The sequence below is a fragment of the Ruegeria sp. SCSIO 43209 genome (assembly GCF_019904295.1).
Lineage (GTDB): Bacteria > Pseudomonadota > Alphaproteobacteria > Rhodobacterales > Rhodobacteraceae > Ruegeria.
The window spans coordinates 2,957,939-2,983,493 of record NZ_CP065359.1 but is presented as its reverse complement, the minus strand read 5'-3'; the positions used below and the strand labels follow the sequence as shown (position 1 = coordinate 2,983,493).

Sequence of the window (25,555 nt, the reverse complement as noted above, 5' to 3'; positions counted from 1 at the left end):
GCACACATGGCCTTCAAACTGACCGATTACGAAGCCTATGACTTCGCCAACCGCCGCCATATCGGGCCCAGCCCGACCGAGATGCGCGACATGCTCAAGGTGATCGGCTTCAAGACGCTGGACGAGCTGATCGACGCCACCGTCCCGCCGGCGATCCGGCAGAAAGAGCCGCTGGACTGGGGTCCGGCGATGACTGAGCGCGATGCGCTCTTTCACATGAAAGAAGTGGCGAGCAAGAACAAGGTTCTGACTTCGCTGATCGGTCAGGGCTATTATGGCACCACCACGCCGGCGCCGATCCTGCGCAACATTCTGGAAAACCCGGCCTGGTACACGGCTTACACGCCCTACCAGCCCGAGATCAGCCAGGGCCGACTTGAGGCGCTCCTGAACTTCCAGACCATGGTCAGCGACCTGACCGGGCTGGACGTGGCCAACGCGTCCTTGCTGGACGAAGCCACAGCTGCCGCCGAAGCGATGGCCATGGCCAAGCGCGGCGGTCGGTCCAAGGCCAACAACGCGGCCTTCTTTGTCGACAAGAACTGCCACCCGCAGACCATCGCGGTGATTAAAACGCGCGCCGAGCCTCTGGGCATCGAGGTGCAGGTGGCTGATCCGGACACGCTGGATGCGGGCGCGGTCTTTGGTGCCATCTTCCAGTACCCCGGCACCCATGGCCATGTGCGCGACTTCACCGCCGAGATTGCGGCCCTGCATGAACACAAGGCGATTGCCATCGTCGCCGCCGATATCCTGTCGCTGGCGCTGCTGAAGTCGCCCGGTGAGATGGGCGCGGATATCGCCATCGGCTCGACCCAGCGCTTTGGTGTGCCGATGGGCTATGGTGGCCCGCACGCCGCGTATATGGCGACCACCGACAAGCTGAAGCGCTCGATGCCGGGCCGGATCATCGGTGTCAGCATCGACAGCCGGGGCAACAAGGCTTACCGCCTGGCGCTGCAGACCCGCGAACAGCACATCCGGCGAGAGAAAGCCAACTCGAACGTTTGTACTGCGCAGGCGCTGCTGGCGGTGATTGCCTCGATGTATGCCGTGTATCACGGCCCCGACGGCATCAAGGCCATCGCGCAATCGGTGCACCGCAAGACCTCGCGTTTGGCCGCCGGTCTGGAAGAGGCAGGCTTTGCTGTGGAGCCGGAAGTGTTCTTCGACACGATCACGGTTGAGGTTGGCCATCTGCAGAAAACGGTCATGGAGGCCGCTGTGGCCCGGGGCGTCAACCTGCGTAAGGTCGGCGACACGAAAGTGGGCATCAGCCTGGACGAACAGACCCGGCCCGAGACCATCGAGGCGGTCTGGGGGGCCTTCGGCATCGACCGCAAGGATGACAGCTCGAACGTGGCCTATCGCCTGCCGGATTACGCGCTGCGCGAAAGCGAGTACCTGACCCACCCGATCTTCCACAAGAACCGGGCCGAGGCCGAGATCACGCGCTTATATGCGCCGTCTGGCCGACCGCGACCTGGCGCTGGACCGGGCGATGATCCCGCTGGGCTCCTGCACCATGAAGCTGAACGCCACGATCGAGATGATCCCGGTCACCTGGCCCGAGTTCGGCAACCTGCACCCGTTCTGCCCCGAAGATCAGGCGCAGGGCTATCACGAGATGATCGATGATCTGAACGACAAGTTGTGCCAGATCACCGGCTATGACGCGATCTCCCAGCAGCCCAACTCGGGCGCGCAGGGCGAATATGCGGGCCTTTTGACCATCCGCAACTATCACTTTGCCCGCGGGCAGGGTCAGCGCAATGTCTGCCTGATCCCAACCTCGGCGCATGGCACCAACCCGGCCTCGGCCCAGATGGTGGGCTGGCAGGTTGTACCGGTCACGGTGCAGGCGGATGACAAGGGCAACATTGATCTGGCCGACTTCCGCGCCAAGGCTGAAAAGCACTCCGATCATCTGGCCGCCTGCATGATCACCTACCCCTCGACCCATGGCGTGTTCGAGACCACCGTGCAGGAGGTCTGCCAGATCACCCATGATCATGGCGGTCAGGTTTATATCGACGGCGCCAACATGAACGCCATGGTGGGTCTGTCGCGTCCCGGAGACATCGGCGGTGACGTCAGCCACCTGAACCTGCACAAGACCTTCTGCATCCCCCATGGCGGCGGCGGCCCCGGCATGGGTCCGATCGGCGTCAAAGCGCATCTGACCGAGCATCTGCCCGGCCACCCGGAATACGGCACTGCCGTGGGTCCGGTCTCGGCGGCGCCCTTTGGGTCGCCCTCGATCTTGCCGGTTAGCTGGGCCTATGTGCTGCTGATGGGGGCGCGGGTCTGACGCAGGCCACGAAAGTGGCGATCCTGAACGCCAACTACATCGCGGCGCGGCTCAAGGATGCCTACCCGATCCTCTACACCTCGGAAACGGGTCGCGTGGCGCATGAATGCATCCTCGACACCCGCCCGCTGGACGAAGCGGCCCATGTCAGCGTCGATGACATCGCTAAGCGTCTGGTGGACAGCGGCTTCCACGCGCCCACCATGTCCTGGCCGGTGGCCGGCACCCTGATGGTCGAGCCTACGGAATCGGAACCCATGGACGAGCTGGACCGCTTCTGCGACGCCATGCTGTCCATCCGCTCCGAGGCACAGGACATCATCGACGGCAAGATCGACGCGGAAAACAACCCGCTGAAAAACGCTCCCCACACGGTGCGCGATCTGGTCGGCGACTGGGACCGTCCCTACACCCGTGAACAGGCCTGCTTCCCCCCAGGCTCCATGGGCGTCGACAAATACTGGTCCCCCGTCAACCGCGTCGACAACGCATACGGCGACCGAAACCTAATCTGCACATGCCCGCCAATGACCGAATACATGGACGCAGCTGAATAAACCTCAATCAATAAACCCCCGCCAACTGGCGGGGGTTTTCGCCCATCGGAAACCTGTGTTCCGATCTGAGCCCATTTCCAGTGTCGTTTTCCGCTGATGAAGCGTCTTTTATGCTTGCTGCAGGTGCAAACGACCCATACCTCTGTGCGTGGGACACCCCTCCCCAACGAGGGGCGTGTATCTGGAAGGGTAATACACATGACTATCGAACAACCGGCGACGCGGCCGGCCAACCCGCGTTTTTCCTCGGGCCCCTGTGCCAAACCCCCCACATTTGATCTGACCAAACTGGCGGATGCCGCCTTGGGCCGCTCGCATCGGGCTGCTGTCGGCAAGGACAAGCTGAAGGCGGCCATTGAAGGCACGCGAGAGATTCTAGGCATACCGGCGGATTATCGCATCGGCATTGTACCAGCCTCGGACACCGGTGCGGTTGAGATGGCGCTTTGGTCTTTGCTGGGTGAGCGCAAAGTTGAAATGCTGGCCTGGGAAAGCTTTGGCGCGGGTTGGGTGACTGATGTGGTCAAGCAACTGAAAATCGACGCTGAAGTGAAAACCGCCGAGTACGGGCAGATCGTTGATCTCGCGTCCGTCGATTTCGCCAACGATGTGGTGTTCACATGGAACGGAACGACTTCGGGTGTGCGGGTCCCAGATGGCGACTGGATTGCCGATGATCGTCAGGGTCTGACGATCTGTGACGCGACATCCGCTGCGTTCGCGATGGACTTGCCATGGGACAAGTTGGATGTGACAACGTTCAGCTGGCAGAAGGTACTAGGCGGAGAGGCGGCTCATGGGATGCTGATCCTGTCTCCGCGCGCGGTCGAGCGCTTGGAGAGTTACACCCCGTCATGGCCATTGCCGAAGATCTTCCGCCTGACCAAAGGTGGCAAGCTGATTGATGGGATATTCACCGGCGCGACGATCAACACACCCTCAATGCTCGCGGTTGAGGATTACCTTTTCGCGTTGGACTGGGCGCGTTCAGTCGGAGGCTTGCAGGGGCTGATTGCTCGTGCGAATGCCAATGCTGGCGCGGTTCATGCGTTCTGCGACCAAAATGACTGGATCGCCAATCTGGCCGAAGACTCGACAACTCAATCAAATACGTCGGTCTGTCTGAAGTTCACCGATACGCGCATTCAAGATGGTGCCGTTTTTGCCAAAGCCGTCGCCAAACGGCTTGAGGCCGAAAACATTGCGCTTGATATCGGTGCCTATCGCGACGCGCCTGCGGGTCTGCGCATCTGGTGCGGCGGCACGGTTGAGACATCAGATATCGAGGCGATGCTGCCCTGGCTTGCATGGGCTTTTGAAGCCGAGATTGCAGCGCAAACCGAAGCTGCCTGACCTTTTCTACCGGGCCGCATCCGGCCCGGACCTTCCACAATGTTCAAGGACCAAAAATATGGCTCCCAAAGTACTCGTCTCTGACAAGCTGAGCGAAACCGCCGTACAAATCTTCCGCGACCGTGGCATCGACGTGGATTTCATGCCCGATCTGGGAAAGGACAAAGACAAACTGGCCGAGGTGATCGGTCAGTATGACGGCCTCGCCATCCGTTCTGCCACCAAAGTCACGCCAACCATTCTGGAGAAGGCAGACAAGTTAAAAGTTATTGGTCGTGCCGGGATCGGCACCGACAATATCGACAAGGATGCGGCCTCGAAAAAAGGCGTGATCGTGATGAACACACCTTTCGGCAACATGATCACCACCGCCGAGCATGCCATCGCGATGATGTTTGCCGTGGCGCGGCAAATCCCCGAGGCCAGTACCTCGACCCATGCGGGCAAGTGGGAAAAGTCCAAGTTCATGGGGATTGAGCTGACCAACAAGACCCTGGGCGTGATCGGTGCGGGCAACATTGGTGGCATCGTATGCGAGCGTGCTTTGGGTCTGAAGATGAAGGTCGTCGCCTATGATCCCTACCTTGGCGAAGAGAAAGCCGCGCAGATGGGTGTGGAAAAGGTCGAATTGGATGAGCTGCTGTCGCGGGCGGATTTCATCACTCTTCACGTGCCTCTCACGGAACAGACCCGCAATATCCTGAGCCGTGAGAACCTGGCCAAGACCAAAAAAGGCGTGCGCATCATCAACTGTGCCCGTGGTGGCCTGGTTGACGAAGATGCGCTGGCCGAGGCGTTGCAATCTGGCCATGTGGCCGGGGCGGCATTTGACGTCTTCAGCGAAGAGCCGGCCAAGGACAACGTACTGTTCAACTTGCCCAACGTAGTCTGCACCCCGCATTTAGGAGCGGCGACCACTGAAGCACAGGAGAATGTTGCGCTGCAAGTGGCCGAACAGATCTCGAATTACCTGCTGACCGGAGCGGTCGAGAATGCGCTGAACATGCCCAGTGTAACGGCAGAAGAGGCCAAGGTCATGGGGCCGTGGATCAAGCTGGCCGGGCATCTGGGCAGCTTCATTGGTCAGATGACGGATGAGCCGATCAAGGCAATCAACATCCTCTATGACGGTGTCGCTGCGAACATGAACCTGGCTGCGTTGAATTGTTCGGTCGTTGCCGGAATCATGAAGAAATTCAATCCCGAGGTGAACATGGTCTCGGCCCCGGTTGTCGCGAGAGAGCGTGGCATCCAGATATCGACCACCAATCAGGACAAATCCGGTGCGTTCGAAGGCTATATCAAGGTCACTGTGGTGACTGAAAAGCGTGAACGCTCAATCGGTGGCACGGTGTTCAGCGACGGCAAGCCGCGGTTTATTCAGATCAAGGGCATCAATATCGATGCCGAGATCGGGGCGCATATGCTCTATACGACTAACGAAGACGTGCCGGGCATCATTGGTGCTTTAGGACAGACCATGGGCGAGAACGATGTGAACATCGCGAACTTTACTCTTGGACGATCCGAAGCCGGCGGTGAGGCGATTGCGTTGCTTTATGTTGATGAACCGGTACCAGCCGAGGCGCGCGCCAAACTCGCCGAGACAGGTCTGTTTACTCAGATCAAACCGTTGGAGTTTGACGTGGCCTGACGGTCGCTGTTGAACTTCTGTGACAGATTGATGCCCGCGCTTGTCCAAAGCGTGGGCATCGCCTTTTCAAAGTGCTGATTTTGCGCCAGAAGTGCGGCAATCACCATTGCCCGAGGGGAAGCTGATGACCAATCCGATCTACGCAATTGGAGATTTGCACGGCCGCGTGGATGAGTTCGAGCGCTCCTTGGCGCTGATCGAACGCGATGGCGGCCCCGATGCCGAGATCGTGTATCTGGGCGATTACGTTGATCGGGGCCCCAACAGCCGGGGCGTTCTGGATCGGCTGATCGCTGGTCGCGATGCGGGCAAGCGGTGGATTACTCTGCTGGGCAACCATGACCGGATGTTTTCATGGTTCCTCGAAGATGTCCCGCGTCACGATCCGCATATGTTGGTCGGGTATCATTGGCTGCACGAGCGGTTGGGTGGTGTCGAAACACTACAAAGCTATGGCGTGTTCTTCGATCAGCAGACACGGCTCGAGGATCTGCATGCAACAGCGCGGGGTGCGGTTCCCGATGCGCATCGGATATTTCTGCAAGGGCTCATCGCCATGCATCAAACGCGCGAGATTGCTTTTGTCCATGCGGGCATTCGGCCCGGTATTCCCCTGAGCGAACAACGGGAAAATGATCTGGTCTGGATCAGGCAAACCTTTCACAACCACCGAGGTCCGCATCCGAAACTGATCGTCCATGGGCATACGCCGGTGGATCAATCAACGCATTACGGCAATCGCATCAACCTGGATAGCGGCGCAGGGTATGGCCGCCCGGTTGGCGTTGCGGTGTTCGAAGGACAGGATTGCTGGTTGTTGACGGACAAGGGTCGCGTTGCGCTTTTGCCTTGAAGATCAGGTCTTGGTGAAAAGGTCTTTGCAGCGGTCACGCAGGATGTTCTTTTGCACCTTGCCCATTGTGTTGCGGGGGAGCTCGTCCAGCAGGATCAACTGGCGGGGATGTTTGAACCGGGCGAGCGCGTCCCGGACCGCACCCATGATGGCCTCGATGTCTGGCGTGTGACCGGGGGCAGGGACCAGAATGCCAATCGGGGTTTCTCCGAAATCCGGATGCGGGACGCCAATTACCGCGCTTTCCAGCACGCCGGGTTGTTCGTCTAGCAGCAGCTCGATCTCTTTGGGATAGATATTATACCCGCCCGAGATGATCAGGTCTTTCTCACGCCCGACGATATGGACATAGCCGTCCTCGTCGATCCGACCCAGATCGCCAGTGATGAAGAACCCGTCTTCACGCAGTTCTGCGGCGGTTTTGTCGGGCATTTGCCAGTAGCCCTGAAACACATTGGGACCGCGCACCTCGATGATGCCGATCTCACCATCTGCTAGGGTTTGACCTGTTTTGGGGTCTGTGACCTTCAGTTCAACATCCGGCAGGGGAAATCCGACCGTTCCCGCCCGGCGTTCGCCGTCATAGGGGTTAGAAGTGTTCATGTTCGTCTCGGTCATGCCATAGCGTTCCAGAATGCGATGACCTGTACGGTCTTCAAATTGAACGTGGGTATCTGCCAGCAAAGGCGCTGAACCTGAGATGAACAGCCGCATATCCTGAGTCAGATCTTGGGCGAAGCGGTCGTCGCTTAGCAGGCGTGTGTAAAACGTCGGCACCCCCATCATCGCCGTTGCCTGTGGCATCAGGCGTAATATATCTTCCAGGTCGAACTTCGGCAGAAATATCATCGACCCGCCCGATGCGAGGACGACATTTGTCGCAACAAACAGTCCATGCGTGTGAAAGATAGGCAGCGCGTGCAACAGCACGTCATCATCTGTGAAACGCCATTCCTGCACAAGGGTCTCCGCGTTCGACAGCAGATTCGCCTGCGTCAGCATTGCCCCTTTCGAACGCCCCGTCGTGCCTGAAGTATATAGGAACGCAGCCAGATCATCTTCGGATCGGTGGGCCGGCTGAAAGGCCGGAAGCATCCCCAGAGCACGCCGCATAAGGCTGCCTGAACCGTCGGCGTTTAGCGTTTCAAGCCGGGCATTGTTCTTTTGCACGATCTCGGCAAGCCCTGCCTCGTTTGCCTCATCGCACACCACCAGTGAGGCTCCGCTGTTTTCGATGAAATAGCTTAGCTCTTGCGTCGTATAGCCCGTATTGAGAGGTAGAAAGATCAGCCCCGCTTGGACACAGGCGGCATAAAGCGCCAGTGCCTCAACGGATTTCTCCACCTGCACCGCCACGCGGTCGCCCGGTTCCATTTCCAGTCCTGTCATGGTGTTGGCCAGACGGGCCGCCGTGTCCAGAAACGTGGCATGGGTCAAAGTCTGACCATCCGGAAGGTGCAAAAATGGCGTATCCTTGCCTGCATGGATGCCCAGCAAACGATCATAAAGCGGGTTGCCCATCCCGATATCCTTTCCAGCAGACGCGCACATTCTGCAGCAAATCTGTCGTGGAATTGGGGAAGCGTAAAGCCCGGACAATCAGAACTCGGTTGTCATCCGATATCCGGCCGCAAAATACATCTTGGCGAACGTTACCGGCTGACCCTGCAGCCATGTGATACGCTCGGCAGTAAAAACGGGTTCACCCTCGGGAACATCCAGAAAACCGGCCAAAGTGGTATCGGCGCGGCTGGCCAGAAAGGTCAACTCGACATTGGTGAACGGGACAGTTTGCACCAGCCAGTCATTAGGTCCGACGCTAGAGAAATCTGCCTGCGTGACCTGAGGTACGCTGTCTATCACGATCCAGCGGTCTTCGAACTGAAACGGCGAATTGCCGGAGAAATGCATGCATCGCACGTGCATCACACTTTGATCAGCACGTAGGGCCAACCGGGCCGCCAGCCAGTCTGGGGCGATCTGCGTTTCACATGACACAAGAGCGTAGCGATAGGTTCCGCCCGCCGCTTCGATTTCATCTCGGACCAGTGGAATTGTGAAACGCGCCTGTCGCTGCGGTGCGCTAAGAACCCGGGTGCCTGCCTTTCGGCGCCGTTCAAGAAACCCTTCATCCGCCAGTTCCCGCAGTGCTCTGTTGACTGTGGTGCGGGTGCACGAAAACTCGACCGCTAATTCTTGCTCATTGGGAAGCAGAGCGTCGGGCTGCAACTCGCCCGAGCGGATGCGGCGCAGGACGGTTTGCTTAATGTCTTTGTAGCTGGTTGTGTCGCTGGTTTGGGTCATATCAGTTCAGATGTCTTCCAAAAGGTCATTTATCGCGGCACGATAATTGTTCAGGATCGCATCGCGGGCGATATGGCGCCCGCCGCGCACCTGATGTCGCCCGGCAGACCAAAGGTCGGTCACTGTTCCGTCAGGCGCGGCAAAGCTCAGGCCGTCAATCAATTGATCGTCGCGCAAAGTACACAGAGTGGGGTGACTTCGATCGATCGCAACCAGATCGGCCAGATGACCTATTGCGATCTCTCCGGCGTCGCGCCCCAGCGCCTGTGCGCCACCGCGGGCGGCTCCGGTATACAGCGTTTGACCGACCGAGCCTTCGCCACGTACCAGCACAGTGCGGGCCTTGTCGCGCAGACGTTGAGAATACTCCAGCGTACGCAATTCCTCGGGCAGTGAAATGCGCACATTCGAGTCTGAACCGACACCAAAGGCACCGCCCTGCTCGATGTAGACGGCACCATTAAAAATACCATCCCCCAGATTGGCCTCTGTGATCGGGCACAGACCGGCCACAGCCCCGGATCGGGCAAGAGCGCGGGTTTCATCGTCTGTCATATGAGTGGCATGGATCAGGCACCATCGTTCGTTCACATCCACGTTGCTCAGCAGCCAATCTACCGGTCGCTGACCCAGAGCGGCTTCTACATCCGTGACCTCCTTCTCTTGTTCAGAGATGTGGATGTGCACCGGGTCTCGCGGGGTAGCGTTCAGCACTTGCCGTAGATCATCAGGCGAGGTCGCACGCAGAGAGTGCGGCGCGATGCCGATCTGGCTGTCTGCATAAGGCATCAGCGGCTTACAGTCCTCGACAAGCTGCAGGAACCTTTCCACATCATTGCCGAACCGCAATTGACCACCGGTCAGAGGCTCTTGCGCGACGCCGCCATAGGTGTAGAGCACCGGTAGATGTGTCAATCCAATCCCGGTTTGGCTGGCTGCCGAGAAGATGCGCTGACTCAGCTCAGACAACTGCGCATAAGGCGTGCCGCCGGGTTGGTGGTGGACGTAGTGGAATTCCCCGACCGCAGCATACCCGGCTTCCTGCATCTCCATATAGACCAATGCAGCAATGGCCTCGATCTGTGCAGGAGTGAGGCGGTCCAGAAATCGGTACATCAAGGTACGCCAGGTCCAGAAGCTTTCGCGCCCTGCTACGCGCGTTTCGGTCATGCCCGCCATGGCGCGTTGAAAGGCATGGCTGTGCAGGTTCGCCAAAGCGGGCAGCAACACGTCGACCCGAGTGTCTTCGGGTTTTGGCTCGGTCCCTGATTTCAGCGCAGCGATCCGACCGTCCTCGATTTCGACTCGTAGGTTGTGCACCCACTCAGAGCCTAACAGGGCCGTTTTGGCATGAACCGTCATCGTAATTCCATTTTGTGTAGACTTTATATTTTTAGCCGTATACGAAAAAATCAAGCGCAGGGGGAGCCCAAAAGAATCGCCATGACGAAAAAAACTGTTCTTCGTAGCAAACATGTAGCCACCATGGGGGGCGACCAACCTTATGGGATGATCGAGGATGGTGCGATTGCCATCGATGAGTCGGAAATCGTTTGGGTTGGCGCTCGGTCGGCAATGCCGCCGTCATATGCCGAGTGGCCGCAGAACGACTATGGTGACCGCTTGATCACGCCCGCTCTGATTGATGCTCATACTCATGTTGTGTTTGGCGGCAACCGTGCGGTTGAGTTCGAAATGCGCCTGAAGGGCGCGACCTACGAAGAAATTGCCCGCGCGGGTGGAGGCATCCTGTCGACCGTAAAGGGCACGCGGGCAGCAACAGAAGAAGAGCTGCTTGCAGGCGCGCTTTCGCGCGTGGACGCATTGCTGGCCGAAGGTGTGTCCTGCATCGAGGTGAAGTCGGGTTATGGGCTCGATACCGAAACCGAACTGCGTATGTTGCGCGCGGCGCGCCGTGTTGCGCGGGAGCGCCCTATTCGGGTCAACACCAGTTTTCTTGGCGCACATGCCGTTCCGCCAGAATATGCGGGTCGGGATGACGCCTATATTGACGAGGTCTGCATTCCGACACTGCGCGCGGCTCATGCCGAAGGGCTGGTGGACGCGGTCGATGGGTTCTGCGAAGGCATTGCATTTGATCCCACACAGATCGAACGGGTTTTTGTTGTCGCGCAAGAGCTTGGCCTACCGGTGAAGCTGCATGCTGAGCAACTTTCAAATCTAGGTGGGGCTAAGCTGGCGGCAGCTTACGGAGCGCTATCCGCTGATCATATCGAATATTTGGACGCCGACGGCGTTACCGCCATGGCCAGGGCCGGAATGGTCGCGGTCTTGCTGCCCGGCGCGTTTTATACGCTGCATGAAACGCAAGCTCCGCCGATTGAATTGTTGCGCCAGAAGAATGTTCCCATGGCACTGGCGACCGATTGCAATCCGGGGTCCTCACCCCTGACTTCTCTACTGCTAACAATGAACATGGGGTGCACTTTGTTTCGCATGACGCCTGAGGAAGCATTGGCAGGTGTTACCCACGTCGCGGCCCGCGCTTTGGGTCTGGATGATACCGGCGTGATCGCGTCCGGATTGCGCGCTGATCTGGCCGTCTGGGATGCTTCTCACCCTGCAGAACTGTCCTATCGCATCGGTTTCAACCCTCTGCATAAACGTATTTTTGGAGGTCAGGAATGACACCTCTGTTGCTTGTCCCCGGTCAGGTTTCGCTGGATCAGCTTGCCCAGATCTACTGGACTGAAGCCGCCATTTCGCTGGACGCCGCCTGCCGACCCAAGGTTGAGGTCGCTGCTGCCCGCATTGCGCAGGCTGCCGAAGGGACCGAGCCCGTCTATGGCGTCAACACCGGCTTTGGCAAACTGGCGAGTCACAAGATTGCGGCCAAAGATACCTCAACCCTGCAGCGCAACCTGATCCTCAGCCATTGTTGCGGGGTGGGTCCGGCCGTGCCGCGTCGTCTGGCGCGGCTGATGATGTCACTGAAGTTGCTGTCATTCGGCCGAGGTGCTTCGGGTGTTCGCTGGGAACTTGTCGAATTGCTGCAACAGATGCTGGCGTGTGGTGTGACACCTGTGATCCCGGCACAGGGTTCGGTCGGCGCGTCTGGCGATCTTGCACCACTGGCCCATATGACCGCTGTGGTGATCGGTGAGGGCGAGGCAGAGGTGAACGGTGTTTTTATGCCGGGTGCAGAGGCTCTGAAAACAGCTGGGCTAGAGCCGATTCAACTTGGTCCAAAGGAGGGCCTAGCGTTCATCAACGGGACGCAATTTTCGACTGCCTTTGCTCTGGCCGGATTGTTCGAAGGTTGGCGTTCAGCACAAAATGCGCTGGTGATTTCAGCGGCTTCAACAGATGCGATCATGGGATCCACGGCCCCTCTGCAACCCGAGATTCACGCGCTGCGCGGGCATCGTGGGCAGATCGAAGCGGCGGCGGCGATGCGGGCCACTCTGGAGGGATCTGAGATCCGCGAAAGTCACCGTGATGGGGATACGCGAGTGCAGGATCCATATTGCATCCGCTGCCAACCACAGGTGACCGGCGCAGCGATGGATGTGATCCGGCAGGCGTCCGCAACTCTTGTAACTGAGGCCAACGCGGCCACTGATAATCCGCTGGTTCTGACCGATCCGGATGCAATTGTTTCGGGCGGGAATTTCCACGCCGAGCCGGTAGGCTTTGCCGCCGATATGATTGCTTTGGCCCTGTCAGAGATCGGGGCGATCGCACAGCGTCGGATCGCATTAATGGTCGACCCGGCGCTTAGCTTTGATCTGCCGCCCTTCCTGACGCCCGAGCCGGGGCTGAACTCGGGTCTGATGATCGCCGAGGTCACGACGGCTGCGTTGATGAGCGAGAACAAACATCTGGCCAACCCATGTGTGACCGACAGCACACCTACATCGGCCAATCAAGAAGACCACGTCTCGATGGCTGCCCACGGGGCGCGGCGTTTAGGCCGGATGGTTGATAATTTGAACTATATTCTGGGGATCGAACTGCTCTGCGCCGCGCAAGGCATCGAGTTCCGCGCACCTCTTGCGACCAGCAAAGCGCTGACCAGCGTGGTTGGGCGTTTGCGCGACGATATCCCGTCGCTTGGCGATGATCGCTATCTGGCGCCTGAATTGGAAACCGCGAAGTCCCTAGTCGAAAGCGGAACTATTTTGCAGGCAGCTGCAATGCCCATGCCGGAGCTGTCGTGATGCAGGTTTTCAGTGTTCAGCGTGGCGATGGGCCCATCGTGCTGGGACAGCCGCATGGCGGCACGTATGTGCCCGACGACATTGCTGCGCGACTGAATGCGAATGGGCAGGCGCTGGCGGATACGGATTGGCATATCAATCAGCTCTACGATGGGCTCGTTGCCAACGCGACGGTCGTGCAATCCCATATCCACCGCTATGTCACTGACGCTAATCGAGACCCTGCGGGCGTATCATTGTATCCTGGGCAGAACACAACAACTCTGGTGCCGTTGACCGATTTTGACGGTCAGCCGATCTGGGCCGAGGGGCAGGAGCCCTCAACCGATGAGATTGAAGCGCGACGCATCGCTTACCACGCGCCCTACCACAACGCGCTTGAGCAAGAGCTTGAAAGGGTGCGGGCAATACACGGCGTTGCGATCTTGTTTGACTGCCACTCGATCCGCAGCAAGATTCCGTTCCTCTTTGAAGGCACCCTGCCGGATATGAACATCGGCACCGATGGTGGCGCGACCTGTGCCCACGGCATTGAGGCCGCGGCCTATGAATTTTCGCATTCCTCCCCTTACAGCACCGTCCTGAACGGGCGATTCCGAGGGGGTTGGACGACCCGATACTATGGCCGTCCTGATGAAGGCCAACACGCGATCCAGATGGAACTGGCGCAATCTACCTATCTGTCCACCGAAACCCCTCCGTGGGCGTTTGACCAGGCAAAAGCCAAGCGCCTGCGTCGCTGGTTGGTGGATATTCTCGACGCCATCCAAGACACTGCATTGGAGCTTTGACATGACCGATCCTCGCAAGAATACCCGCGATATCTATCCGCCCACCGGCCCCGAACTGAACGCAAAAAGCTGGGTGACCGAAGCGCCGTTGCGGATGATGATGAATAACCTGCATCCGGATGTGGCCGAAAACCCGCACGAGCTGGTGGTTTATGGCGGCATCGGTCGCGCGGCGCGGACATGGAACGATTTCGACCGGATCGTCGCAGGGCTGAAAGATCTGGAAGAGGATGAAACCCTGATCGTCCAGTCGGGCAAACCGGTGGCGATCATCCGCACCCATAAGGATGCGCCTCGGGTTCTGATCGCCAACTCAAACATCGTGCCTCATTGGGCCAATTGGGATCACTTCAACGAGCTCGATAAGAAGGGGCTGATGATGTACGGCCAGATGACGGCCGGTTCGTGGATCTATATCGGTACGCAGGGCATCGTACAGGGCACCTACGAAACCTTTGCCGAGGCTGGCCGTCAGCACTATGGCGGCGACTTGACTGGCAAGTGGATTCTGACCGGCGGTCTGGGCGGCATGGGTGGCGCACAGCCTCTGGCGGCAGTGTTCGCCGGGGCCAGTTGTTTGGCGGTCGAGTGCAATCCGGATTCTATCGATTTCCGCCTGCGCACCAAGTATCTGGACGAAAAAGCCGAGACTCTCGACGAAGCGCTTGAGATGATCGACCGCTGGACCAAGGCGGGCGAGGCGAAATCTGTGGGTCTGCTAGGCAATGCGGCTGAGGTGTTCCCCGAAATTTATGCGCGGATGCAGGCCGGTGGCATGCGCCCCGATATCGTCACTGACCAAACCAGCGCCCATGACCCGATCAATGGGTATCTGCCGATTGGCTGGAGCATGGCGCAGTGGAAGGACAAGCGCGAAACTGATCCTAAAGCGGTTGAAAAGGCCGCCCGTGCCTCGATGAAACAGCATGTCGCTGCAATGGTCGATTTCTGGAACGCGGGCGTTCCGACGCTGGATTACGGCAACAACATCCGTCAGGTGGCGCAGGATGAAGGCTTGGAGAATGCCTTTGCATTCCCCGGCTTTGTGCCCGCCTATATCCGGCCGCTGTTCTGCAAGGGCATCGGCCCGTTCCGCTGGTGTGCATTGTCGGGTGACCCCGAGGATATCTACAAGACCGACGCCAAGATGAAGGAGCTGTTCCCCGAGAACGAGCATCTGCATCGTTGGCTGGATATGGCACAGGAACGCATTGCGTTTCAGGGTCTGCCCGCACGTATATGCTGGATCGGCCTTGGAGATCGCCACCGCGCGGGGTTGGCCTTCAACGAAATGGTTGCCAATGGCGAGTTGAAAGCGCCTGTTGTCATTGGGCGTGATCACTTGGACTCGGGCTCGGTCGCCAGCCCGAACCGCGAGACCGAGGCGATGCTGGACGGCTCGGATGCAGTGTCGGATTGGCCGCTGTTGAACGCTCTGATCAATACGGCCAGCGGTGCGACCTGGGTCTCGCTGCATCACGGCGGCGGCGTTGGTATGGGCTTCAGCCAGCACGCGGGTGTGGTGATCTGTGCAGATGGTACCGAAGATGCCGCACGGCGATTGGAGCGTGTTCTGTGGAACGACCCTGCCTCAGGCGTCTGGCGTCACGCAGATGCGGGGTATGAGATCGCGAAAGACTGCGCTCGCGAACATGGGCTGCGCCTGCCTGGTATTCTCGGTTAGATCAATCTGCCTCTGGTGAAAATGCTGCACCTGCGATATCCCGCAGGTGCGCTAATCGGAGGCCTGACATGTATGTAGCTACTCTGCTGACCAACCCTGCGGCCCCTTCTTTAGAGGCGACGCTGGTTGAGTCGTTGCGGAATGCATGGGGCGGGGATGATGCGAACTGGCTGAGCCTCGATGAGGCGGCCGAGTTTTCCCTGCCAGAAATTCCCGACAATCGCTGGGACGTTTGGGGCGAGTTGCAAGAGATGGGCGTGGACCTGGTCGTGCAAAAAACTGACGGTCGCCGGAAAAAGATGCTGCTGGCCGATATGGACAGCACCATGATCCAACAGGAATGCATCGATGAACTGGCTGATGAGGCTGGTGTCGGTGATCGGGTCAAGGATATCACCGCGCGTGCAATGAACGGCGAGCTGGATTTCGAAGGTGCGCTGACTGAGCGTGTGGGCTTGTTGAAAGGGCTGGATGAAAGCGTGATCGGCAAGGTTCTGAATGAACGGATCACGCTGATGCCCGGCGGCAAGGCGTTACTTGCCACGATGCGCGCGAATGGGGTCTATGCAGCGCTGGTCTCGGGTGGGTTCACGGCTTTTACGGCTAAGGTCGCCGAAGAGCTTGGGTTTGATGAGAACCGGGCGAATACATTGCTGGCTGAGGATGGCAAGCTTACCGGCGACGTGAAGCGGCCCATTCTTGGGCGACAGGCCAAAATAGAGGCATTGGAGCAGATCACAACACGCCTAGGTATCTCCGAGGTTGACGTGATTGCCGTTGGCGATGGAGCGAATGATCTGGGAATGTTGGGTCGGGCGGGGACGGGTGTCGCGTTGCACGCCAAGCCTTCGGTCGCTGCCGAATGTGATGTCCGCATAAATCACGGCGATCTGACAGCGTTGTTGTATCTGCAGGGCTATGGCAGGTCAGAATTTCAAGGCCTCTAAGGGGCTTCCTTTAATTTAACTATTGTGTTAAATAAAGCCATGAATACGCTTCTGGTCACATTCTCCGCTTTGTCTGATGCCACTCGGTTCTCGATTGTCGAGCAACTGATGGACGAAGGCGAACTGCCCGTCGGTAATTTGATAGAAGGCAAGGGCATGTCAGGGGCCGCGATCTCGCGCCATTTGAAGGTTTTGCGCAAGGCCGGGTTGGTGCAGCAGCGGGTACACGGCACGCAACGGATGTACTCGGTGCAGCCCGAGGGTCTGCGCGCGATAGCCGAATGGACGATTTCGAAACGACATTTCTGGGAAAGCAGCCTCGACCGTTTGGAAGAGCTTATTGAAAGGGAAAATTCATGGCCGACCTGAAACTGGAACGAGATTTTCCCGTTAGTCCCGAGGTCCTGTTCGCATGGGTCAGCGATGGTGCGAAACTTCTGCAGTGGTGGGGGCCCGAAGGGTTGCATGTACCGGAACATGATCTCGACTTTTCGCGCATTGGTCCCTGGTATTCGGTTATGCAGAATGGCGAGGGTCAGCAGTTCAAAGTCTCGGGTCACGTTACCCATATCGATCGACCAAAATCTGTTGGATTTACGTGGGCTTGGCATGACGATCAGGACCAGCGCGGTGCGGAAAGCCATGTGACCTTTTCGGTTACCGCGACCAACAGCGGATCACGGCTGGTGGTTGATCACCGTGAACTTGTCGATGCCGAATCGGCCACGAACCACAACGAAGGCTGGACATCGTCGCTGCGCAAACTCGAAGCACTTTGCAAATAGGTTTTCATCAGGGAGGAGCGATATGCCCCAATATTTGTTTGTTTATCACGGGGGTCACACCCCAACCGATCCCGCCGAGATCGAGGCGACCATGGCCGCTTGGGGCGCTTGGTTTCAGGAAATCGGCGGCTCATTAGAGATTCCGGGAAATCCTGTAGGCCAGTCCTACACGGTCAGCAGCGGAGGGGTTGAAGACAATGGCGGATCAAATCCGGCCTCAGGTTTCACGGTGGTGAAGGCCGACAGCATTGAGACTGCAACCGAATTGGCCAAAGGCTGCCCGATGGTCGTGAATGGCTCGGGCTCGGTCGAAGTGGCCGAGGTGCACGAGATCGAGATGTAAGCCTCAGCCGGGGAATCCCGGTGAGGGTTTGATTACACCACATTCCAGCCCGCGGCGGCTGTATTGCGTGGCGTTCATGAATTTGCGGGTGGCCGGGTGATCGGCCTCAAGCACACCTAAATGCACTAGAATCGCGGCGATGGCGCATTCGCTGGCGCGGGTAGTGCCGTCAGTGATTTTTAGCGCAACGCCCATGCGCTTTTCAGGGATGATGGCAACAAAGACGGCCTCGGCCCCTGTCTTGATTGCAACGCGCCCGTTCATCGCTCGCATCAACTCGGTACAAGCGCGAGTTTCACCTGCGACAAGTTCGGGATGTTTCACCATTGCTTCTGTGAGCTGTACCGCTGCTTCGCTGGAACGGTCCGAACGGTCTGCCGCAGAGGCAAACCAAGCCATTGATCGCGCAAGCCCTACCAGTGATGTCGCAAAATTCGGCGCCGAGCACCCGTCGATTCCGTAGGTGGGACTGGTTTCGCTTGTGGTTTCTTCGATGGCAGACAGGCAGGCCTGCTGAACTGGATGGTCGATTTCCAAGTATTCCGGCCCGGCCCCCATATGCTGCGTCAAAGTCAGGAAACCGCAATGCTTGCCTGAGCAATTGTTGTGAATCTGGCAGGGTGTATCGTCCGCAAGAATCAACCCGTCGCGGGCCGCCATGTCGGCAGGTTCCTGCGGGCCGCAGCGCAGATCGGGCTCGGACAGACCGAGATGATCGAGCCATGCGGACACGCGGTCAGTATGGATATGCGCCCCGTTATGTGAAGCACAGGCCAAGGCCAGATGTTCGCTGTTCAAACCGTATTTTGCAGCTGCTCCCGAGGTGATCAGCGGCAGGGCCTGGATCATTTTGGCCGAGGAACGGGGATAGATCACCGCGTTTGGATCACCCCAGCTGCGCACGATCTGACCACTATCGTCACAGATCACTGCATGGCCCATATGCAGGCTTTCCAACAGTGACCCGCGCCAGAGTTCTGTCATTGGTACGGCTTGTGTCATGTCCACCCCATCAATCATGCGCAAAAATCTGCCAATCGCCCTTTCGCCTGTGGCGAAACCTGCGTTAGTGTGTGTATGTCGACAATCATCGGAATACGCAACTGAACAGACGAACCGGCAGAGTTCGCACGTATTTCCGATGGGTATGAGGTAATAGGTCGGGCTAGGAGGCTGAACCGATGGGATTAAAGCTCGTCCGCGTAATCGCGGGCCTGTGCATGGCAGGAATGGCGACAACGGCAATTGCGCAGCAGGCGACCAGTACCAATCGCGTCGCTGCAAAAACGGACTGGAGCGTGTTTGTCGAGGACGACCCAACCGAATGCTGGAGCGTTTCTGCCCCGAAAGAGACCGTGAACACACGCGGTGGCCGGGTCGTTTCCGTTCGGCGCAGCGATATCCTGCTGTTTGTGTTCTATCGCCCGAATGCCGAGGTTAAAGGGCAGGTGACCTTTACCGGCGGCTATCCGTTTGCGTCTGGTTCTACTGTCAATCTGGTTGTCGATGGCAGCGAGTTCGAGCTGTTCACCGATGGTGAGTGGGCATGGCCTGCGACCGCTTCGGACGATGCCAAGATCGTCACAGCGATGAAGCGCGGAAGTGAGGCGGTGCTGACCGCCCGTTCGGAACGTGGTACGCAGACCAAAGACACCTTCTCGTTGCTGGGCTTTACGGCCGCGATTGAAGACGCGGAAACGCGCTGCACGAACTAAGCCACAAGCAGATCAAATTCCGAAACCCCGCTTTCCGGCGGGGTTTTATTTGTTTGGTCTGATCCTGTGTGTTTTCAGAAATTTACGCCACGTAGAGCGGTGTTTCTTGATCCGTGTCAAAGCCTGCTTCCCCGTTTTCTGAACTAATTAGTTCAGAATTTGTTGAGGAGTCGGCAATGAACTTAAGCAAAAACTTGGCAGTGCTCTTGATGGCGTCTGCGGTGATCCTTGCAGGTTGTGAGAAAGGATCGGAAACCTATCCGATAACGGGTGAGCAATGTGGTCCGGAAGATCCCGTAAAGACCCTGGATGCAGAAGATTGCTACATCCCGCCAGCAGTAAACTAACAACAATGGGCCGCTTAAGTTTCTACTTTAGTGGCCCATCTTGATTGGGCGCGCATCTTGATCTGTGATAGACAGATATCTCTGTCTGGAGGATTGATGGATGCGATGGGCGTTTGTTTTTTTGATGTTTCCGATATCCGCAATTGCGGATCCAACTATGGAGTGTATTGACGCCGGTTCGCAGGTGGAAATTGGATCTTGTGTTTCGGATATGGAATTGCGGGTAAACACAGCGATAGACTCCAGCTATTCGCTGGCGCTCGGCTCCGCACAAGAACTGGACGAGGTCACCGGACGGGTCGTCGCTGTGCCTGCGCTGGAGGCCTCGCAAAACGCGTGGGTGGCCTATCGCGATGCGCAGTGCGAAGCGGTAGGTGCTTCGTTCGGCGGAGGATCGGGCACGGGGATCGCCATCACAGCCTGTCGGGTTGACCTTGGCCGGGCGCGGGTTGACGAATTGTTGCGTTACGCAAATTGAAGCACGAATTCTTTTGATCTTTACGTGTGTTCCTATATAGAGGCGCATCCCAAGCCAGAATCCACCGAGATACGCCAATGTCGCCCAAAGCGCCGATCACTCAAGACGTCATGACCATCCCCCGCAAACTGCCCGAGGGGAAGATGAACCTTGTCGGTTTGACCCGCGATCAATTGCGTGAGGCGCTAATTGAACACGGCACGCCCGAAAAGCAGGCGAAGATGCGCACGGGGCAGATTTGGCAATGGATCTACCAATGGGGTGTGCGTGATTTTGGTGAGATGACCAATCTGGCCAAGGCCTATCGCACGCAACTGGCCGAGCAGTTCGTAATTGAAATCCCCGAAGTCGTGACCCGTCAGGTCTCTGAGGACGGCACCCGCAAATATCTGTGCCGTATCGCGGGCGGGCACGAGGTTGAGGTTGTCTATATCCCTGAAGATGATCGCGGAACGCTATGCATCTCATCTCAGGTGGGCTGTACGCTGACTTGTTCCTTCTGCCACACGGGCACGCAGAAATTGGTGCGCAACCTGACAGCGGCCGAAATTGTCGGGCAGGTCATGATGGCGCGTGACGATCTTGAGGAATGGCCAACACCGGGTGCGCCCAAAGATGAAACACGCCTGCTGTCAAATATCGTGCTGATGGGTATGGGCGAGCCGCTTTACAACTTTGAAAACGTCCGTGACGCAATGAAGATCGCGATGGACCCCGAAGGGATTTCTCTGTCCCGTCGCCGCATCACGCTGTCGACCTCGGGTGTGGTACCCGAGATCGCGCGCACGGCTGAAGAAATTGGATGCCTGTTGGCGATCTCGTTCCACGCTACCACTGATGAAACTCGCGACGTACTTGTTCCGATCAACAAGCGCTGGAATATCGAGGAACTGCTGCAGGCGTTGGCCAGCTATCCCAACGCGTCGAATTCTGAACGGATCACGTTCGAATACGTGATGCTGGATGGCGTGAACGACAGCGACGAAGACGCACATCGCCTGATCGCACATATCAAGCGCCATAACATCCCGGCCAAGATCAACCTGATCCCGTTCAACGAATGGCCGGGCGCGCCCTACAAGCGCAGCTCGAACAATCGTATCCGCGCCTTTGCGAACATCATCTATCAGGCGGGCTATGCCTCACCCATCCGCAAAACGCGGGGTGAGGATATCATGGCGGCCTGTGGCCAGTTAAAATCGGCCACCGAACGGGCCCGGAAATCGCGAAAGCAGATCGAGGCTGAAGCCGGGCTAAACCGCTAAGGGCATGCGCCGTGGCTTCACGCGAAAAACTTAATGAATTGAGTGCTGTTTCCTTGTTCAAAATTTGGTATCTTCGGCGCAGACCCGCTCTGGATGGGGAACTCACCGACAGACACAAGGTGGTGAGATTGCCGGGGCGGTGCTGGTAACACCAATTAAGGCCGCTACCATTTTTCTGAAGCAAAGCGGCATTTAGGCGAACTGATCAGTCAGGGAGGCCACAATATGATTGTAAGTCACCGGCAAGTCTTGGGTATCGCGGCTGTTCTGGCGATCTCGGGATTTGTTCTCCACGCGGCATCTGCTCAGACCAAAGATCAGGATGCGCATTTGGCGATTGAAAACCCAGCCGATCTGACCAAGGAGCAAGCGCAGAAACACTATCAGTCATTGATACGACGCATGTCGCGGGGTTATGCGGCGGCACAGATGGACTTGATCCGAAACTATCAGAACTGGCCGTTGTTCAACGATGCGCCCTACATCTCGGCCACGCATGGGCAGCGCTATGTCAACAGCTATGCGAACCGCATGGCCCACAATTACGGCACATTGCAAGAAGGCGAAGAGCTGCCTGCGGGCTCGGTCCTGGCCAAAGACAGTATGACTGTCACAGATGAGGGCAATATCCATCCCGGTGCCCTGTTCGTGATGGAGAAACTGCCAGAAGGCACCAACCCGGAAACAGCCGACTGGCGTTATATCATGGTGATGCCGGACGGTTCGCTGTTCGGTGATACGATGGGCTTTCGCGCGTCAGAGGTCGATTACTGCCATGTCTGCCACGAGGCCGTCGCGGACCGGGACTATACGTTTTACGTACCCGAAGAGTATCGTGTCGCAGAGTGATCTTCAGGCCGCCGGGTCAGGCAGCTTCAGCTCAGTCGCTTCCTGACGACTGAGTTGCTCACCCTGTTTGCGTTTGGATAGGACCTCGCGGGCGAGCGCGTATTTCTCATCCTGCCAGAAGATCAAACAGCCGTTGCAGCCTTTGCCGCAACATCCCTCGGTTCCGATACGATTGGTTTTGAAGCGGCGCTCATTGCCGTCTTCGCCGATTTTCTCGACCAGCTCGTCACGACGGCGGGTATAGGCCTTAGGGTTGTCGCGACCTGAGGTTTCCAGCCCCTGCACCAGCTTGTCAAACCGAATGCGACTCCAGTGTTCGTCGGTCAGGGCACGTTCTTTGCGCAGGACGGAGTAGACCGGGAAACGGGCGCGCAGATCGTCGATATCCTCGTGATCGAACAGGGTGAAGGGAAGGCGGATCATGGTTTTGGTACTGCCATGCACAACGTTCAGCCGCGCCCCATCATGAGCGCGTTCAAAGTCATAGACCCGCAGCAGAACCGTCTCGCGCGAAATCGGAGAGACGAAATCCAATACATCCCCCGGTTCCAGCTTGTTTTTCACCTCGACCAGAAAGGCATCCTCGGTCACCTCGGTGACGATCCCGGCATATTCCCACTGCGCAATCGAGGCTGTGTGTTCGTAATCATGTGCATAATTGGTCAGGCGGCCTTCGTGGAAAGCCAGCGTGTAGCCGCGGTTCCCGATTGTTTCGAGTTCACGCATATAGGGCTTCGGGTCCCAGTTCTCGGGGTCGGCGTGATAGTCGTCGATGGCCATACGATAGGCGCGCGCGACGATGGCGGCATAATACTCCGATTTGCCGCGCCCTTCGACTTTCAGACTGTCGACACCGATCTTCAAGTATTCATCCAGCTTGGGCATGATGCACAGGTCGCGGGAATTGAGGATGTAGGATCCCCGATCATCCTCTTCGATGGGCATCAAATCACCGGGGCGACAGCCTTCTTCCAGCAGGAATTCGAATAGGTCGGCGTTTTCATCGGTAATGCGCAGCTCCTGATGCGTTCCGTCTTTCAGACGCAGTTTCAAACCATAGTTCCAGCGGCAGGAATTGGCGCAGTTGCCCTGATTGGCCCCGCGTTCGGCCATGAAGTTCGACAGTAGGCAGCGGCCCGAATAGGTCATGCACATGGCCCCGTGCACAAACGCCTCAAGCTTGATGTCCGGGCATTTTTCGCGAATCTCGACCAGTTCGGGATAGGAGACTTCGCGGGCCAGAACCACAAGCTCGGCCCCCTGATCCTGCCAGAACTTCACCGACAACCACGAACAGATATTGGCTTGCGTCGAGATATGCAGCGGCAGTTCCGGCGCGCGTTCGCGGACGTATTGGAACACTCCGGGGTCGGCGATGATCAGCCCGTCAGGTTTCACCTTGCGGACAGTGTCGATGTATTCGTCCAGCTTCGGAATGTCCTTATTGTGCGAGAACAGGTTCAGTGTCAGGTACGCGCGCCGGCCATGGTTGTGGCAGAACTCGACCCCCTCTATCACCTCTTCCAGCGAGAACTCGGACTTTGTCCGCAGCGACATATCCGGTGTGCCCAGATAGACCGCATCCGCGCCATAGAGGATGGCGAGTTTCAACTTACGCAGATTGCCCGCAGGCATCAGCAATTCGGATCTGGACTGGGTCATGGGGATACCGGGCTAAGGATCAAGGGCGCCTTCTACGCCAAAATCCCGGCTCCCAAAACCCCGTTAACTGCGACGGAATCGCGCTGTTCCGATCACTTCGATCAGTTGTTGGCGAACCGGTTCCGGTTGCGCCTCGACTGCGTTCAAAACCTCGCGCAGTTCGGCGCGCAGCCCATGCATCTGGTCGATCAGAGAGATCATCATCGACAGTGCATCGGCCTCCATGTCGTACTGGTCATGCAGTTCGCATGCCAGTTCCAGACGAGCAACGTCGATACGCTGATATCGCAGCCCTTGCTCCGATTGCTCGGGGATCACGATCTCAGCGGCCAGATATTCGGTCAGGCGATCCGAAGTCAGGCGGGCGATGGCGTCGATCAGTTCGGCTTCGGTCAATGTGCGGCTCATGACGGCATTCCTTTGCGCGGATCATAGCCGTGGGTTTCGCGCCATGTCTCCATGAAGTGCTTCAATTCATCGTCTACCTTGTCTGGCATTGCGACGGTCAGTTCTATGAACTGATCGCCCCGCTCGGACGAGCCGCGTTTCTTGACCCCTTTGCCACGCAGGCGCAGGGTTTTGCCGCTGCTGGTCCCCGCTGGGACACTGACATTGACGCCACCGTCGATGGTAGGGGCGGGAACCTTGCCACCCAGAACGGCCTCATCAATGGTGATGGGCAGCGTGATGTGGATGTCATCGCCTTGACGGTCGAACACCGGGTGATCGGCAACCGAGATCGTCACAAGCGCATCGCCGGGAGGCCCATCGCCGTACCCCGGGGCCCCTTTGCCACGCAGGCGGATGGTTTGCCCGGTCGTGATGCCCGCAGGTATCTTCACTTCAATCCGGTTCCCATCTGGCAGGGTCAATTTCTGGCTGGCTCCGAAAACGGCGTCAAGAAAGCTGATCTGCAGCGAGTAGTTCAGGTTGTGGCCCGGTGCATGGAATTCCTGCGTGCGCTGTCCATATCCACCCCGCCCGCGCATGAATTCGGCAAAGATGTCGGACATATCGTCCTGTTCAGCCGCGTGACCGCGATAAGGGTTGCCAGCAGCCTCGGCATATTCGCGATAATACTGCTGCTGCGGACGTTCCTGACCCGACGCATCAATTTCGCCATTGTCGTAGCGTTTGCGCGTCTCGGGGTCTTTCAGCAGGTCATAAGCAGCAGCAGCGGCTTTGAACTTGGCCTCTGCCTCGGCATCGCCCGGCTTGAGGTCCGGGTGGCATTCTTTGGCGATCTTCCGATAGGCTTTCTTGATCTCGGCATCGCTAGCGTCTTTGGCGACGCCAAGTACGGAATAGGGATCGTCGCTCATCTTGCCTCTCGTCGATGTGGGGTTTGCCCTTGATGAATGTATTTTATCAATTGATTTCAACAGGTCAAAAAGTAGAGGCGGCTGAATTGTCTCGTAAATCTGTTAAGTTCTGCTAACATCAAGATGTTTCAGATTGATCATTGACGGAGATCAC

23 protein-coding genes and 1 pseudogene are annotated in these 25,555 nt (G+C 57.8%); 17 read left to right on the top strand and 7 right to left on the bottom strand.

Features of this window, described 5'->3' with window-relative positions; translation table 11 throughout:
- The first annotated feature begins 6 nt into the window (after positions 1 to 6).
- The 4 genes and pseudogenes from gcvP to I5192_RS14930 all read left to right on the top strand — a co-directional run bounded on the left by gcvP (position 7) and on the right by I5192_RS14930 (position 6,728).
- Positions 7 to 2,868 (top strand): annotated as a pseudogene (gene gcvP, locus I5192_RS14945) (aminomethyl-transferring glycine dehydrogenase).
- Positions 2,869 to 3,066: 198 nt separating this feature from the next.
- On the top strand, positions 3,067 to 4,221 hold the full coding sequence (locus I5192_RS14940; protein ID WP_170406887.1) for a phosphoserine transaminase: 1,155 nt from the start codon (positions 3,067 to 3,069) through the stop codon (positions 4,219 to 4,221).
- 58 nt (positions 4,222 to 4,279) lie between these two features.
- Positions 4,280 to 5,875, top strand: coding sequence for a phosphoglycerate dehydrogenase (gene serA / locus I5192_RS14935; RefSeq protein ID WP_223117176.1), 1,596 nt, complete (start codon positions 4,280 to 4,282; stop codon positions 5,873 to 5,875).
- Positions 5,876 to 5,999: 124 nt separating this feature from the next.
- Entirely contained in the window at positions 6,000 to 6,728 is a 729-nt protein-coding gene (locus tag I5192_RS14930; protein WP_223117175.1) for a metallophosphoesterase family protein, read from the top strand.
- Positions 6,729 to 6,731: 3 nt separating this feature from the next.
- Here the strand turns inward: I5192_RS14930 and I5192_RS14925 are convergent, their stop codons facing one another.
- The 3 genes from I5192_RS14925 to I5192_RS14915 form a co-directional block, all read right to left on the bottom strand.
- Positions 6,732 to 8,249: a malonyl-CoA synthase gene (locus I5192_RS14925; RefSeq protein ID WP_223117174.1), complete on the bottom strand. Its 1,518-nt coding sequence runs from the start codon at positions 8,247 to 8,249 to the stop codon at positions 6,732 to 6,734.
- Between the two features lie 78 nt (positions 8,250 to 8,327).
- The gene (locus I5192_RS14920; protein WP_170399103.1) at positions 8,328 to 9,032 is read right to left on the bottom strand and encodes a GntR family transcriptional regulator; all 705 of its coding nucleotides are present in this window, start codon (positions 9,030 to 9,032) and stop codon (positions 8,328 to 8,330) included.
- Positions 9,033 to 9,038: 6 nt separating this feature from the next.
- The gene (locus I5192_RS14915; protein WP_223117173.1) at positions 9,039 to 10,394 is read right to left on the bottom strand and encodes a formimidoylglutamate deiminase; all 1,356 of its coding nucleotides are present in this window, start codon (positions 10,392 to 10,394) and stop codon (positions 9,039 to 9,041) included.
- 81 nt (positions 10,395 to 10,475) lie between these two features.
- Between I5192_RS14915 and hutI the strand changes: the two genes are divergently transcribed.
- From hutI to I5192_RS14875, 8 genes are all read left to right on the top strand, one after another.
- Positions 10,476 to 11,681: an imidazolonepropionase gene (hutI, locus tag I5192_RS14910; RefSeq protein WP_223117172.1), complete on the top strand. Its 1,206-nt coding sequence runs from the start codon at positions 10,476 to 10,478 to the stop codon at positions 11,679 to 11,681.
- On the top strand, positions 11,678 to 13,213 hold the full coding sequence (hutH, locus tag I5192_RS14905) for a histidine ammonia-lyase (RefSeq protein WP_170625745.1): 1,536 nt from the start codon (positions 11,678 to 11,680) through the stop codon (positions 13,211 to 13,213). The genes hutI and hutH overlap by 4 nt, the downstream gene beginning before the upstream one ends.
- Complete coding sequence (hutG, locus tag I5192_RS14900; RefSeq protein ID WP_223117171.1) at positions 13,213 to 14,004, top strand: N-formylglutamate deformylase; 792 nt, start codon at positions 13,213 to 13,215, stop codon at positions 14,002 to 14,004. Before hutH ends, hutG begins: the two co-directional genes overlap by 1 nt.
- Before the next feature lies 1 nt (position 14,005).
- The gene (gene hutU, locus I5192_RS14895; RefSeq protein WP_010440659.1) at positions 14,006 to 15,688 is read left to right on the top strand and encodes a urocanate hydratase; all 1,683 of its coding nucleotides are present in this window, start codon (positions 14,006 to 14,008) and stop codon (positions 15,686 to 15,688) included.
- Between the two features lie 68 nt (positions 15,689 to 15,756).
- Positions 15,757 to 16,635 (top strand): phosphoserine phosphatase SerB, encoded by an 879-nt coding sequence (serB, locus tag I5192_RS14890; protein ID WP_223117170.1) that lies wholly within the window; start codon positions 15,757 to 15,759, stop codon positions 16,633 to 16,635.
- Between the two features lie 39 nt (positions 16,636 to 16,674).
- Entirely contained in the window at positions 16,675 to 17,004 is a 330-nt protein-coding gene (locus tag I5192_RS14885; protein WP_223117169.1) for a helix-turn-helix transcriptional regulator, read from the top strand.
- Entirely contained in the window at positions 16,992 to 17,420 is a 429-nt protein-coding gene (locus tag I5192_RS14880; protein ID WP_170399086.1) for an SRPBCC domain-containing protein, read from the top strand. The genes I5192_RS14885 and I5192_RS14880 overlap by 13 nt, the downstream gene beginning before the upstream one ends.
- Positions 17,421 to 17,442: 22 nt before the next feature.
- Complete coding sequence (locus I5192_RS14875; RefSeq protein WP_170732582.1) at positions 17,443 to 17,763, top strand: YciI family protein; 321 nt, start codon at positions 17,443 to 17,445, stop codon at positions 17,761 to 17,763.
- A gap of 3 nt (positions 17,764 to 17,766) precedes the next feature.
- Here I5192_RS14875 and I5192_RS14870 read toward each other — a convergent pair whose 3' ends face one another.
- Positions 17,767 to 18,765: an asparaginase gene (locus I5192_RS14870; RefSeq protein ID WP_223117168.1), complete on the bottom strand. Its 999-nt coding sequence runs from the start codon at positions 18,763 to 18,765 to the stop codon at positions 17,767 to 17,769.
- Positions 18,766 to 18,944: 179 nt separating this feature from the next.
- Between I5192_RS14870 and I5192_RS14865 the strand changes: the two genes are divergently transcribed.
- From I5192_RS14865 to I5192_RS14845, 5 genes are all read left to right on the top strand, one after another.
- Positions 18,945 to 19,478 (top strand): invasion associated locus B family protein, encoded by a 534-nt coding sequence (locus I5192_RS14865; RefSeq protein WP_170399079.1) that lies wholly within the window; start codon positions 18,945 to 18,947, stop codon positions 19,476 to 19,478.
- A 176-nt stretch (positions 19,479 to 19,654) separates the two neighbouring features.
- Positions 19,655 to 19,825: a hypothetical protein gene (locus tag I5192_RS14860; protein WP_170399076.1), complete on the top strand. Its 171-nt coding sequence runs from the start codon at positions 19,655 to 19,657 to the stop codon at positions 19,823 to 19,825.
- A gap of 157 nt (positions 19,826 to 19,982) precedes the next feature.
- A complete protein-coding gene (locus I5192_RS14855; RefSeq protein WP_170636411.1) occupies positions 19,983 to 20,303 on the top strand; it encodes a lysozyme inhibitor LprI family protein in 321 nt (106 codons plus the stop codon).
- 77 nt (positions 20,304 to 20,380) lie between these two features.
- Complete coding sequence (rlmN, locus tag I5192_RS14850) at positions 20,381 to 21,568, top strand: 23S rRNA (adenine(2503)-C(2))-methyltransferase RlmN (RefSeq protein ID WP_170562225.1); 1,188 nt, start codon at positions 20,381 to 20,383, stop codon at positions 21,566 to 21,568.
- Positions 21,569 to 21,793: 225 nt separating this feature from the next.
- A complete protein-coding gene (locus I5192_RS14845; RefSeq protein ID WP_170425939.1) occupies positions 21,794 to 22,417 on the top strand; it encodes a cytochrome P460 family protein in 624 nt (207 codons plus the stop codon).
- Positions 22,418 to 22,420: 3 nt separating this feature from the next.
- Here I5192_RS14845 and I5192_RS14840 read toward each other — a convergent pair whose 3' ends face one another.
- The 3 genes from I5192_RS14840 to I5192_RS14830 all read right to left on the bottom strand — a co-directional run bounded on the left by I5192_RS14840 (position 22,421) and on the right by I5192_RS14830 (position 25,401).
- Positions 22,421 to 24,079 carry a U32 family peptidase gene (locus I5192_RS14840; protein WP_170425938.1) on the bottom strand — a complete coding sequence of 553 codons (1,659 nt, stop codon included), beginning with the start codon at positions 24,077 to 24,079 and terminating at the stop codon, positions 22,421 to 22,423.
- A 63-nt stretch (positions 24,080 to 24,142) separates the two neighbouring features.
- Positions 24,143 to 24,487, bottom strand: coding sequence for a hypothetical protein (locus tag I5192_RS14835; RefSeq protein WP_170406831.1), 345 nt, complete (start codon positions 24,485 to 24,487; stop codon positions 24,143 to 24,145).
- On the bottom strand, positions 24,484 to 25,401 hold the full coding sequence (locus I5192_RS14830; RefSeq protein ID WP_170399059.1) for a DnaJ C-terminal domain-containing protein: 918 nt from the start codon (positions 25,399 to 25,401) through the stop codon (positions 24,484 to 24,486). The genes I5192_RS14835 and I5192_RS14830 overlap by 4 nt, the downstream gene beginning before the upstream one ends.
- Positions 25,402 to 25,555: the final 154 nt, after the last annotated feature.

Coding starts and splice junctions, on each gene's coding strand:
- hutU (WP_010440659.1), top strand. CDS start 14,006: ATGACCGATCCTCGCAAGAATACCCGCGATATCTATCCGCCCACCGGC.
- I5192_RS14880 (WP_170399086.1), top strand. CDS start 16,992: ATGGCCGACCTGAAACTGGAACGAGATTTTCCCGTTAGTCCCGAGGTC.
- I5192_RS14855 (WP_170636411.1), top strand. CDS start 19,983: ATGGAGTGTATTGACGCCGGTTCGCAGGTGGAAATTGGATCTTGTGTT.
- I5192_RS14940 (WP_170406887.1), top strand. CDS start 3,067: ATGACTATCGAACAACCGGCGACGCGGCCGGCCAACCCGCGTTTTTCC.
- I5192_RS14930 (WP_223117175.1), top strand. CDS start 6,000: ATGACCAATCCGATCTACGCAATTGGAGATTTGCACGGCCGCGTGGAT.
- hutG (WP_223117171.1), top strand. CDS start 13,213: ATGCAGGTTTTCAGTGTTCAGCGTGGCGATGGGCCCATCGTGCTGGGA.
- I5192_RS14830 (WP_170399059.1), bottom strand. CDS start 25,401: ATGAGCGACGATCCCTATTCCGTACTTGGCGTCGCCAAAGACGCTAGC.
- hutH (WP_170625745.1), top strand. CDS start 11,678: ATGACACCTCTGTTGCTTGTCCCCGGTCAGGTTTCGCTGGATCAGCTT.
- I5192_RS14870 (WP_223117168.1), bottom strand. CDS start 18,765: ATGACACAAGCCGTACCAATGACAGAACTCTGGCGCGGGTCACTGTTG.
- hutI (WP_223117172.1), top strand. CDS start 10,476: ATGACGAAAAAAACTGTTCTTCGTAGCAAACATGTAGCCACCATGGGG.
- I5192_RS14840 (WP_170425938.1), bottom strand. CDS start 24,079: ATGACCCAGTCCAGATCCGAATTGCTGATGCCTGCGGGCAATCTGCGT.
- serB (WP_223117170.1), top strand. CDS start 15,757: ATGTATGTAGCTACTCTGCTGACCAACCCTGCGGCCCCTTCTTTAGAG.
- I5192_RS14885 (WP_223117169.1), top strand. CDS start 16,675: ATGAATACGCTTCTGGTCACATTCTCCGCTTTGTCTGATGCCACTCGG.
- I5192_RS14925 (WP_223117174.1), bottom strand. CDS start 8,249: ATGGGCAACCCGCTTTATGATCGTTTGCTGGGCATCCATGCAGGCAAG.
- I5192_RS14835 (WP_170406831.1), bottom strand. CDS start 24,487: ATGAGCCGCACATTGACCGAAGCCGAACTGATCGACGCCATCGCCCGC.
- I5192_RS14920 (WP_170399103.1), bottom strand. CDS start 9,032: ATGACCCAAACCAGCGACACAACCAGCTACAAAGACATTAAGCAAACC.
- I5192_RS14845 (WP_170425939.1), top strand. CDS start 21,794: ATGATTGTAAGTCACCGGCAAGTCTTGGGTATCGCGGCTGTTCTGGCG.
- rlmN (WP_170562225.1), top strand. CDS start 20,381: ATGTCGCCCAAAGCGCCGATCACTCAAGACGTCATGACCATCCCCCGC.
- I5192_RS14875 (WP_170732582.1), top strand. CDS start 17,443: ATGCCCCAATATTTGTTTGTTTATCACGGGGGTCACACCCCAACCGAT.
- I5192_RS14865 (WP_170399079.1), top strand. CDS start 18,945: ATGGGATTAAAGCTCGTCCGCGTAATCGCGGGCCTGTGCATGGCAGGA.
- serA (WP_223117176.1), top strand. CDS start 4,280: ATGGCTCCCAAAGTACTCGTCTCTGACAAGCTGAGCGAAACCGCCGTA.
- I5192_RS14915 (WP_223117173.1), bottom strand. CDS start 10,394: ATGACGGTTCATGCCAAAACGGCCCTGTTAGGCTCTGAGTGGGTGCAC.
- I5192_RS14860 (WP_170399076.1), top strand. CDS start 19,655: ATGAACTTAAGCAAAAACTTGGCAGTGCTCTTGATGGCGTCTGCGGTG.